This is a genomic window from Sediminibacterium sp. (assembly GCF_051861365.1).
Taxonomy (GTDB): Bacteria; Bacteroidota; Bacteroidia; order Chitinophagales; family Chitinophagaceae; genus Sediminibacterium.
The window spans coordinates 35366-47196 of the sequence record NZ_JBHYCW010000027.1; the positions used below are offsets into that span (position 1 = coordinate 35366).

10 protein-coding genes are annotated in these 11831 nt (G+C 35.7%); 9 read left to right on the top strand and 1 reads right to left on the bottom strand.

Annotated features, from left to right (window positions below):
- The first annotated feature begins 144 nt into the window (after positions 1-144).
- From thrA to thrC, 3 genes are read left to right on the top strand one after another with little or no spacing between them, the layout of a single operon-like run.
- Complete coding sequence (thrA, locus tag ACTIEV_RS12140; RefSeq protein WP_439516554.1) at positions 145-2589, top strand: bifunctional aspartate kinase/homoserine dehydrogenase I; 2445 nt, start codon at positions 145-147, stop codon at positions 2587-2589.
- A 3-nt stretch (positions 2590-2592) separates the two neighbouring features.
- Positions 2593-3525 carry a homoserine kinase gene (locus ACTIEV_RS12145; protein WP_322196631.1) on the top strand — a complete coding sequence of 311 codons (933 nt, stop codon included), beginning with the start codon at positions 2593-2595 and terminating at the stop codon, positions 3523-3525.
- A gap of 9 nt (positions 3526-3534) precedes the next feature.
- Positions 3535-4836, top strand: a complete 1302-nt coding sequence (thrC, locus tag ACTIEV_RS12150) for a threonine synthase (protein WP_322196630.1) — start codon at positions 3535-3537, stop codon at positions 4834-4836.
- Between the two features lies 1 nt (position 4837).
- Here the strand turns inward: thrC and ACTIEV_RS12155 are convergent, their stop codons facing one another.
- Positions 4838-6484 (bottom strand): sensor histidine kinase, encoded by a 1647-nt coding sequence (locus tag ACTIEV_RS12155; RefSeq protein ID WP_439516555.1) that lies wholly within the window; start codon positions 6482-6484, stop codon positions 4838-4840.
- 585 nt (positions 6485-7069) lie between these two features.
- Between ACTIEV_RS12155 and ACTIEV_RS12160 the strand changes: the two genes are divergently transcribed.
- The 6 genes from ACTIEV_RS12160 (at position 7070) to ACTIEV_RS12185 (ending at position 11756) form a co-directional block, all read left to right on the top strand.
- Positions 7070-7879 (top strand): UbiA family prenyltransferase, encoded by an 810-nt coding sequence (locus tag ACTIEV_RS12160; RefSeq protein WP_439516556.1) that lies wholly within the window; start codon positions 7070-7072, stop codon positions 7877-7879.
- Positions 7872-8957 (top strand): type III polyketide synthase, encoded by a 1086-nt coding sequence (locus tag ACTIEV_RS12165; protein ID WP_322196627.1) that lies wholly within the window; start codon positions 7872-7874, stop codon positions 8955-8957. Before ACTIEV_RS12160 ends, ACTIEV_RS12165 begins: the two co-directional genes overlap by 8 nt.
- A complete protein-coding gene (locus tag ACTIEV_RS12170) occupies positions 8954-9643 on the top strand; it encodes a methyltransferase domain-containing protein (RefSeq protein WP_322196626.1) in 690 nt (229 codons plus the stop codon). Before ACTIEV_RS12165 ends, ACTIEV_RS12170 begins: the two co-directional genes overlap by 4 nt.
- Complete coding sequence (locus ACTIEV_RS12175) at positions 9601-10791, top strand: NAD(P)/FAD-dependent oxidoreductase (protein WP_322196625.1); 1191 nt, start codon at positions 9601-9603, stop codon at positions 10789-10791. The genes ACTIEV_RS12170 and ACTIEV_RS12175 overlap by 43 nt, the downstream gene beginning before the upstream one ends.
- Positions 10792-10873: 82 nt before the next feature.
- On the top strand, positions 10874-11335 hold the full coding sequence (locus tag ACTIEV_RS12180) for a YHS domain-containing (seleno)protein (RefSeq protein ID WP_322196624.1): 462 nt from the start codon (positions 10874-10876) through the stop codon (positions 11333-11335).
- Positions 11336-11357: 22 nt separating this feature from the next.
- Complete coding sequence (locus ACTIEV_RS12185; RefSeq protein ID WP_322196623.1) at positions 11358-11756, top strand: DoxX family protein; 399 nt, start codon at positions 11358-11360, stop codon at positions 11754-11756.
- Positions 11757-11831: the final 75 nt, after the last annotated feature.

Consider the following 11831-nt stretch of genomic DNA (forward strand, 5'->3'; position numbering starts at 1 on the left):
ATTTCCTCCTCTTTCGCTTCCACAGCGACAGGTACTGCTATTACTACTACGACCCTGTAAGGGGTTATACATTTTATATTATCCAAGGATCTTAGGATCGTTTTCAGGGATCATCCTTTCTTCATTCTATTTCAAATTATTATTATGAAAGTGCTCAAATTCGGTGGTACATCAATGGCCAATTCCGATCATATTCAAAAAGTCGTATCCGTTTTATTGAATCAGTCTACTACAGATAGTCTACTGGTAGTCGTTTCAGCCATGAGCGGTGTTACAGATCATTTGCTCAAAATGGCTGTAATGGCAGCCAGTGCTGATGAGTCCTATACAAAAGAAGCAGAGTTATTAGCACTTCAACATCTTACAGCAGTGAGAGAACTTTTACCATTAGAACAACAAAGTTCAGTACTGAGTAAGGTCAAACAGTATTGTAATGAGTTAGAGGAGTTGCTGGATGGAGTGTATCGACTCAAAGAATTATCTGCTCGTACACAAGACAAAATTGTTGCTTTCGGAGAGATAATTTCATCAGTTATACTGTCTGCAAAAACTCAATCATTGCAAATGAATCAGCAATGGATTGATTCCAGATCTTTGATTATCACAGATACGCAGCACGGTAATGCGGCTGTAGATTTTTCAGCTACTAATGAAAAGATACAGACCTATTTTAAAAGCCATGACTACAAATATTACATCGCTCCCGGATTTATTGCATCCAGTTTGGCAGGGTATACCACAACATTGGGGAGAGGCGGGTCTGATTATTCTGCTGCCATTTATGCTGCAGCGTTAGATGCTGAAGTATTGGAAATATGGACAGATGTAAGTGGCATGATGACTGCAGATCCAAGATTGGTCATCAATGCAAAGCCTATTGCACAAATTTCTTATCAGGAAGCTATGGAGCTCTCTCATTTTGGTGCTAAAATCATTTATCCGCCAACCATACAGCCTGTTATGCATAAGCGAATACCGGTATGGTTAAAAAATACTTTTGCGCCTGAAGAGCATGGAACATTGATTGAAAACTATTCAGCTGCTTCTGCAGATTTCATTCGAGGCATATCCAGTATCAATAGTATTAGTTTATTGAGTTTGGAAGGAAGTGGCATGGTTGGAATTCCCGGTTTTTCTAAGCGACTGTTTGAAGCATTGGCCAATGAAAAGATCAATGTGATATTGATAACGCAAAGTTCATCGGAACACTCTATTTGTGTGGCTATTAATGAATCAGATACGTTGAAGGCAAAAAGAGCCATTGATGCTGCATTTCATATTGAAATTATAAGTGGAAAAGTAGAGCCGCTTATTGTAGAAACAAATCTGTCAATTTTAGCATTGGTGGGTGAGCAGATGAAAAGCCATCCGGGTATTAGTGGAAAAATGTTTGGTTCATTAGGACGTAATGGTATCAATGTTCGAGCGATTGCACAAGGTTCATCAGAAAAAAATATTTCAGCTGTTATAGCGTCACGAGATGTAAAAAAAGCGATCAATGTATTACATGAAACTTTTTTTGAAACAACTTATAAACAACTGAACATTTTTGTTGCAGGTGCGGGAAATGTTGGAGGTAAATTATTGGAACAAATTAGACAGCAACAAACGATTCTTCGAGATCAACTGCATGTGCAGATTAGGGTTATAGGTATTGCTAACAGTAAAAAAGCACTGATTGATGAAAATGGAATTGACCTAGACGTTTGGCAGTCGAGATTAGCAGATGCACCACTCAGCTCCATTGAGAATTATTTTGCTATTATTAAGGACAAGAATTTAAGAAACAGTGTGTTTGTAGATGTTACAGCAAGTGATGTAGTAGCAGGTGTTTATGAATCTCTGTTAACAAAAAGTATATCCATAGTAGCTTGTAATAAAATTGCATGTTCTTCTTCTTATCCTTCTTATCAACGTTTGAAATCTTTGGCTAAATCCTACAATGCCTTATTTCTTTTTGAAACCAATGTGGGGGCAGGGCTCCCAGTCATCGGAACCTTAAATGATCTTTTAAGAAGTGGGGATCAGATCCAAAAAATACAAGCAGTACTATCAGGTACTTTGAATTATGTGTTCAATCATTATGATACTTCAATCCCTTTTGCAGAAGTAGTTAGAAAAGCCCAAGCAGAAGGATATACTGAACCGGATCCTCGACTCGATTTAGGTGGTACAGATGTGATGCGTAAAATAATGATACTGGCCAGAGAAACAGGTCAGCCTTTGGAGATGCAGGATATTATCAATACTTCTTTTCTTCCTTCCAGTTGTTTCGATGGAACTGTAGATGATTTTTACGAAGAGTTAGCCAAGCAGGAAGCTCATTTCCAACAACTATATAAAGAAGCTGCAACAAAAAACGGTAAACTAAAATTTATCGCTACTTATGAAAATGGAACGGCAAAAGTTGGATTGGAAACGGTTGCCCCTGAGTCCGATTTCTATCATTTATACGGTAAAGACAATCTTGTATTATTTCATACGCATCGATATCATCAACAGCCATTGGTGATTAAGGGAGCCGGCGCGGGTGCTGAAGTAACAGCATCCGGTGTTTTCGCAGATATTATTCGTGTAGCAAGAATATAAACTATGGAATACGGACAATCAATAAAAATAAAAGCACCGGCAACCATCGCGAATATGGTTTGTGGTTTTGATATACTGGGATTCGCAGTTGCAGAACCGTATGATGAAATGACGATTACGCTTAAAAAAGAACCTGGTATTTCCATCGTTCATACAGATGATCATCAATTGCCAACTGAACCCAATGATAATGTTGCAGGTGTAGCATTACAAGCTATGTTGTCTGAGCTAACCATGCCTGTTGGGTTTGATGTAATTATTCATAAACATATCAAACCGGGAAGTGGATTGGGTTCAAGTGCTGCAAGTGCAGCAGGGGCAGTAGTAGCAGCTAATTATTTATTAGGCGAAGTATTCAATAAAGAATCCTTAGTTCAGTTTGCGATGCACGGTGAAAAATTAGCATCCGGTGTAAAACATGCTGATAATATTACTCCATGTATTTATGGAGGTATTACATTGATCAGATCTATTTTTCCATTAGATATCATTCCATTACAACCACCTCCATTATTTGTTACCATTGTACACCCACAGATTGAAGTAAAAACAGCTGATGCACGAAGTATTTTAAAAAAGCAAGTCTATTTGAAAGATGCCATTAAACAGTGGGGGAATATCGCCGGATTGGTATCCGGATTATTACAGAGCGATTATGCATTGATTGGAAGATCATTAGAGGACGTACTCATAGAACCCGTAAGAAGTATTCTTATTCCCGGGTTTGATGAAATAAAAGAAAGGTCGAAATCAGTAGGGGCATTAGGTGGTGGTATTTCAGGTTCGGGTCCTTCTGTTTTTATGTTGAGTCGCAGTCTGGAAACTGCCCAATTAGTGGAGATACAAATGAAAGCAGTATTTCAACAAATGAATTTGCTACACTATACGTATGTTACGACTGTTAGTTCAAACGGCGTACAGTTGTTTTCTGCATAATCACCAACCATGAAATATTATAGTACCAATAGACAATCACCGGTCGTCAGTTTTAAAGAAGCTGCATTAAGAGGACAAGCACCAGATAAGGGACTTTATTTTCCTGAAAGAATCCCTGTAATAAATCAGCAATGGCTGAATAATATTCGATCTATTCCTAAAATAGAGCTTGCCTATCAAATTATGCAACCTTATGTAGGAGGAGATATTTCAGCAGAGCAATTGTATCAGATTGTGACAGAAACCATCGATTTTGATTTCCCTTTGACTCAACTGGAAGAAGATATTTATGTATTGGAATTGTTTCATGGTCCAACACTCGCATTCAAGGATGTTGGTGCAAGGTTCATGAGTCGCTGCTTGGGCTATTTTTCGCATGACAAGACCACTAAGACTACTGTTTTGGTAGCTACTTCAGGAGATACAGGCGGGGCCGTAGCCAACGGTTTTTTGAATGTAGAAGGTGTAGAAGTCATAATTCTGTATCCGGCTGGTAAAGTAAGTCGTGTGCAAGAGTTGCAACTGACCACTTGCGGTAACAATATTACTGCAGTGCGTATTAACGGAACTTTTGATGACTGCCAGCAAATAGTGAAAGAAGCGTTTATGGATCAACAGTTGGCTGAACGCCTACAACTCACTTCTGCCAATTCTATTAATATTGCCCGATGGTTGCCTCAACAACTCTATTATTTTCTGGCAATGCAACAATGGCCGGCATCACAAACAGCTCCTGTTATGGCAGTTCCCAGTGGTAACTTAGGTAATATAGCGGCGGGCTTATTGGCAAAAAGATCCGGGTTGGGGATGGGTAATTTTATTGCGGCATGTAATATCAACGACAGTATCACTGATTTTTTAGAAACAGGAATCCATACATCTAAACAAGCAGTGATGACTTATTCTAATGCAATGGATGTAGGAAACCCGAGCAACCTGATTCGAATCCTAGAAATGTATCAGCATAATCTCAGCTTCATCAAATCACAAGTAAGTAGTAGTACACAAACGGATGAGGCAACTATTTATGCCATACAATCAGTATATGAAAACAATAAGTATATTTTAGATCCACATGCAGCAGTTGGTTATAGTGCTTTGAAACAAGTACTCAGAAAAGGAGGGAAAGGGGTGCTATTGGCTACTGCTCATCCGGTAAAGTTTCCGGAGATTGTCGAGAAAGTTATTGGTACATCTATTCCAATACCGGAATCTATCAAGCCATTATATACATTGTCTCAGCAAATGATTGATATGGAAGCTTCTTATGAATGTTTTAAAGAGTGGATCTGGTATCGAAGTGGATTATGACTTATACTTCTTTCTTATTAAAGAAGATCGTAAAAACACTGCCCTTATTCACTTCGCTATCTGCTGTAATAGATCCACCCATGGCTTCAACTTGTGTTTTGGTAATAAAGAGTCCAACACCCTTGGCTTCCGCATGTTTATGAAAGGTTTTGTTGAGTCCAAATAGTTTATCAGCATGTCTTTTAAGATCTATACCCATGCCATTATCGCTAAATTTGAGAGTGAGTATACCATTTTGAAACAGCGTTTCTACATGTATAACAGGCGTTCTGTTAGGTGATTTGTATTTTAAGGAATTCGATAACAGATTTTGCAAAATACTTTCCAGATAAAGTCTTGGATATTCAATAGTAGGTGCTTTGGTAAAATTATAACTTACAACGGCTTCAGTTTCCAATATCTTACCTACCATACTTTCTTTTACTTTTTTGAACACTTCTTCAAAAAGAAGCACTTCTCTTTTTTTATCTGTATCTTCTTGAATTTTTAATGCATCAACCAATTCATTCAGGGTTTCAGATAGATTATGAATAACGGTTTCAAACTTTTCGAATAAAAGTGCTTTCTCTTCACTGGTTTCACTTTCTTTATATAGCCACAATAATGAATTGAGGTTACTAACCGGAGAGCGAAGATTATGAGAAGTAATATGTGCAAAGTTTAATAATTGCTGATTTTTCTTTTGCAGTTGTAAGGATAAGATTTCCTGCTCTGTTTTAGCATTTTTCATCTCAGTGAAATCTGTTGCTACACAGCAAATAGCGAATACCTGATTATGCTCATCGATTAATGGGAATTTATTCGTCATCATTGTTTTCTGACTTTCATAGGCCTGAACATTCACTTCATTTGTTATTCCCTTAGCAGATTGAATAATTTGATTCTCATCCTGTGTTAGTTGATCAGCAGTTTCTTTTGGAAAAATATCATAGGCATTTTTACCGATCATTGATTCAGGTTCAAGTCCGAAATCTGAAGCAAATTTTTTATTGACCAAAATATAGTCTCCGGATATGTCTTTTACAAAAATGGCTGCTGAAGTATTATTAATGATTGCGTTTAGTAGTTGTTCTTTTTTTCGTAATTCATTTGTTCTTTGAAGGATGGTATGTTCCAGATTTTTATTTAATGCTTCAAGTTTTTCCTCTGCTTGAGTTTTTCCATAGTTAATTCTATTGAGCTGACGGGCAGAAATACTGATCAATAACAGGCCTATTAAAATGAATGAAGTAGCAAATATTCCAATTCCGAATTCTACACTTACCAAATTAGACCTATGTAAATAAACTCTAATGACGCCTAGAAAAATCACAGATAAAGTTAATGTTGGGAATAGCTGACGCGCCATTCTATTCCCAATTTTATTCCCTGTTAATAAACCAGTGATGCCTAGATTGCTATTTAAAAGAGAAGTCGCAATTGATAATATTAAAAAACCGAAAGCCGTGTGTATGGCCATTGACCCAATAGATGATAATTTATAGAATACAGGTACCCCCAATAAATAACCAATGATTGCTAGAAATGAAATAAGGGAGATGGTATGCAATAAATATTGGGCAATTTTTCTCGAGCGTTCTTGCGTACCCTTGACTAAACAAAAAGAAAATCCTAATAAACAAAAAGACAAAGCAGTACCTCTGGCCATTCTTCCGGGATAGGAATCTATGTCTTGATTGTATAAAAAATCTTTGACAAATAATTCGTCAATTGAAAAGTTCAATTGAAATTCATACTGGATTAAAGTTGCTAAACCAATTAACGCTATAAAAAAGCAAAGTATTCTATTTAAAAAAGACCATTTTTTAGATGCTATCCTATATAACTCAATAGATGATAAAATGAAAAGAATTGAAGTATTGGCTTTCATATTCGCATACCCAGGGATAATACTAGTCAGTAAAGGAATATTCAATAGCCATCCTAATAATACCATACAACCTAATGCAAATACAAAAATGCATGTAGATTTTATGAAGAATGTTATTTTTTGTTGAGTCATGTTTTAAAAAACCATTCTGATAAGGTAAAATATGATTAATTATTCAGATTATAAATTGATCTGCAATGTTTTTAAGCCATAATTAAACAATAATGTTGAATAAAGCGTATACTGTGAAAGGAATCATTTTATTGTTCGTCTAGTAAAGCAGTATCTAAATAAGCTTTCTATCAATCTATGATAAAAAAATCGAGCATACAACTTTTGCGTATCCCGTTTTCTTACTTTTTAATGCCAGTATTTTGGTTTAGTCTGAGTTTTGTTGAAAATATCCATTTGATGAATGCGGTTATAAGTTTTATCATATTACATGTATTCGTTTATCCATCTAGTAATGGCTATAATTCTTTCATGGATCAGGATACATCCAGTATAGGTGGTATTAAGAATCCTCCGAAGGCCGAGAAAGAATTATTTATTATCACCATTATTTTGGATATCATTTCTTTGTTATTGTCTTTGATCATTTCATTATCGTTTGCAGGAATGCTAGTCATTTATATAGTATGCTCTCGGTTGTATAGTTACAGAGGTGTGAGATTGAAAAAATATCCGGTTTTAGGATACCTGACCGTTATTCTTAATCAGGGAGGAATTGTTTTTTTGATGATTTATAATGGTGTTACTAATAATATTCATCTCGATTTTCCTTTTATTGGCTGTATTACAGCTTGTTTATTGATTGGAGGCTTTTATCCTATTACTCAAATTTATCAGCACGATTCAGATGAAAATGATCATGTCACAACCATCTCTATGCTATTGGGGAAGCGAGGTACTTTTATTTTCTGTAGTTTATTGTATCTGCTGGCTTTTGGTTTGTTGTTTCTTTTTTTTAATCAGCAACAGCAGCTCCATCTATTTGCTGTTGTACAAATCTTCTTTTTACCCGTGGCCGTATATTTTCTTATTTGGGCATCAAAAGTTTGGCGAAATCCTCAAAAAGCAGATTATGAACATACCATGAAAATGAATTGGATAGCATCAACCTGTACTTCATTGGCATTTATAACCATACTCTTAATTAAATATTTTGACTGATATTATTTCCATAGCAACGACCGTACCTCAATACTGTCATCCGCAAGATGATATTCTTCTTTATATGGGAGATGCTTTCCAACTCGATGATACAGAAAAACGAAAACTCAAGTTCATGTATCATCAAAGCGGAATAGAACAGCGATATTCTGTAGTGCCAGATTTTTCATCAATAGCGGCTGAAAAATTTTTCTCTTTAAACAATAGTAAAAAAATAGAGCCTAGTTTGGAAGAGCGTCTGAAAATTTACGATGAGTCTTCTCTGGAACTTTCTGTTGATGCAATACAAAAATGTATCAGTGGGTTTATATCGGAACAGGAGATTACTCATTTAATAACGGTTAGTTGTACCGGAATGACAGCTCCGGGTTTAGATATTAAATTGATGGAGGAATTGGGACTGAATAAAAATATTTTTCGTACTTCAGTCAATTTTATGGGTTGCTATGCTGCTATACATGCTTTGAAGTTAGCAGACATGATTGCACAAGGAACTCCCAGTGCCAATATTGTAATAGTTGCGGTTGAATTGTGTACGCTTCATTTTCAAACTACGATGACTGAAGATAATATAGCTAGTAGTCTTTTATTTGCTGATGGTTGTGCAGCTGTTTTAATATCAAATAATATACATCGAGCAAATAAGATCAGGATGGATGGATTTCATGCTCAAATTGCTATCGAAGGAAAATCAGATATGGCCTGGGAATTGGGGTCTAAGGGCTTTCAAATGAGGTTAAGTGGGTATATTCCCCAGTTAATTGAAGCTGATATTGAATCCTTGTTATCAGGTGTATTAGAAGAAAGAGGGATAACTAAAGAATCTATTCATCATTGGTGTATCCACCCCGGCGGAAAAAGAATTCTTGACAGCATTCAACGAAAATTAAACTTATCAAGCGATACGCTTGATCAGTCTAGAGCTGTATTGAAAGAATATGGGAATATGTCATCACCCACCATTCTTTTTGTACTCAAAAATATCTTTGAAAATAAGTATCAACCTAATGAAAACATATTGGGAATGGCTTTTGGTCCGGGCTTAACCATGGAAACTTTTACAGCACATTTTGTATGAATTTAGCAAAGAGATCATATGAACAGGAACTCTTAGATGACATTACTATACCCTTTGAAGCTATTCGTCTGAATATGCTTGAATTGGACACTATTAATACTTACTTAGGAGGGCATCGTATCACGATAAAAGGAGTAAAACTATTAGCCGGTAAACAAGAAGTTATACATGTTTGTGAAATAGGTTGTGGCGGAGGAGATAATCTAGCTGCTATTGCACGATGGGCAAGTAGTAAAAATATTCAACTTGAAATGACGGGTATAGATATCAATCATAATTGTATAGACGTTGCTGCCAATAGAAAAGATATTGGTTCTAAAGTAAAATGGATTACAAATGATTATCGTAATGTCAATTTTTCTGAGTATCCCGATATTATTTTTTCAAGTTTATTCTGTCATCATTTCACGGATGAAGCTCTTATAGAACAACTTCAATGGATGCATCAAAATTCAACGAAGGGATTCTTCATCAATGATCTCCACAGACATAGGCTGGCTTATTATTCAATAAAAATTCTGACGCAAGTATTCTCTAAATCTTATTTAGTGAAAAATGATGCACCCTTAAGTGTTAAACGTGGATTTAGAAAAGAGGAGTGGGTGTATTTACTCGGCAAGGCTTTCATTAACGCTGAGGTATCATGGGAATGGGCATTCAGATATTTAGTGCTGTCAAAAAAATAGAATTGAGCGAAAAAGATAAAATATATGACATAGCGGTTATTGGCGGTGGATTAGCCGGACTTACACTTGCCATACAATCTGCCAATGCAGGATATCAAACCATTCTCTTTGAAAAAGAAAGCTACCCATTTCATAAAGTTTGTGGCGAATATATCAGTATGGAGAGCCATGATTTCTTATCGCAATGTGGAGTGCCTTTACAAGAATGGAATTTACCAATGATTTCTAAATTACATATTTCCGATTGTGAAGGAAAGCTATACGAATTTCAGTTGCCTTTAGGTGGCTTTGGTATTAGCAGATTTAAATTGGATAACACTTTGGCTACAATTGCCAAGCAAAAACAGGTGGAGCTATGTGAAGAGACGAAAGTGGAAGATGTACTATTTCAAAATGATTTGTTTACAATAGATACCAAAAATAAAAAGTATACCACAAAATTGGTAGCTGGATCATTTGGCAAAAGGTCTAATCTAGATATCAAATGGAGAAGAAGATTTTCTTTAAAGAGTAAGAATAGATTGAATAACTATATCGGAGTAAAGTATCATATCAAATATGATATAGCTAAGGATTTGATAGCGCTGCATAATTTTCAAAATGGATATTGTGGCATATCTAAAATTGAGGACGATATATGTTGTGTATGCTACCTAACCACGACTGATCAACTTTCATCTGCAGGAAATACGATTGAGAAATTAGAAGCTACTGTTTTGTCTAAAAATAAAGCCTTAGCTGATATTTTTTCAAAAGCACAGTTTTTGTACGAGAAGCCGCTTACAATTGCTCAAATTAGTTTTGATCAAAAAAAACAAGTTGAAAACGGTATATTAATGGTAGGAGATGCTGCCGGTCTTATTACGCCTCTTTGTGGCAATGGAATGAGTATGGCGATGCATGCTTCAAGTCTGGCATTTCAACAGATGAAACTTTTCCTCGAAGGAAGTATTACTCGTGAGCAAATGGAAAACCAATACAGTAAAGCTTGGAAGAATCAATTCTCAAAAAGATTGGCTATAGGAAGACTTGTACAGTCTTTTTTTGGAAATCCTTTTGTGACAAGAATTTTCTTGTCCACCATATCGAAGACACCCAAACTTGCTAACTGGTTAATTCGCCAGACTCATGGCAGTTCTTTTAGTTAGGGCTTTAACAATTTGATAATATTCAGTTGTAAGGGATTAAAAGATGATCCGTCTTTATGGATAATCAATCAACAACTGTTATATGAAACAATCCTTTTTGCTATTCTTTTCTATGATTTTGGCATTTTCTCTATTCAGCCAAACACCGGAAACTCGAAAAAAGCAGTATAATCTTTCCAATAATCTTGCCATCAGTGGATATGACCCTGTTGCCTATTTCACGGCCAAAAAAGCCATAAAAGGGAAATCAACATATTCAGTCACTGAAAAGAGTGTTACATATTATTTTTCTTCAAAGGAAAACTTAGAGGCTTTTCAAAAAAATCCTTCCGCGTATGAACCTGAATATGGCGGCTGGTGTGCGTATGCCATGGGCGCTACCGGTGAAAAAGTTCCGGTTGATCCAGAAACTTTTAAGATTGTCAACAATAAACTCTATCTCTTTTATAACCGCTTCTTTAATAATACACTGAAAGATTGGAATAAAGATGAGGCTAACTTAAAATCCAAGGCTGATATAGCATGGAAAAAATTTATCAACTAATGCGTATTTAAAAAACAAATCAATGAAATCGTCTATTATACTATTGTGGGTATTAAGAATCATCGCTGCAGTTATTATGTTACAAACACTTTATTTCAAGTTTTCAGCAGCGGAAGAATCTGTTTTTATTTTCACAGAAATGGGTATTGAACCTTGGGGGCGTATAGCAACCGGAATATTTGAATTGATTGCTTCCATTTTAATACTGTATAGTCCAACAAAATTTTTTGGAGCCATTATAGCGGCCGGTATTATGAGTGGTGCTATACTTTCTCATCTGACTGTTTTAGGGATTGAAGTCAAAGATGACGGAGGGCAACTTTTTGCGTATGCACTTGTTGTTTGGATTTGTAGTGCCATAATAATCTGGATGGAAAAAGAAAAAATAATACAATTGGCAAAAAAACTGAATCATAAGTAATCATTATTGTCCGACTAAATTTATTGTAAATTCTTTGTAAACTGCAGCGGGTCGTCAATTTGAAAGATTTTAATA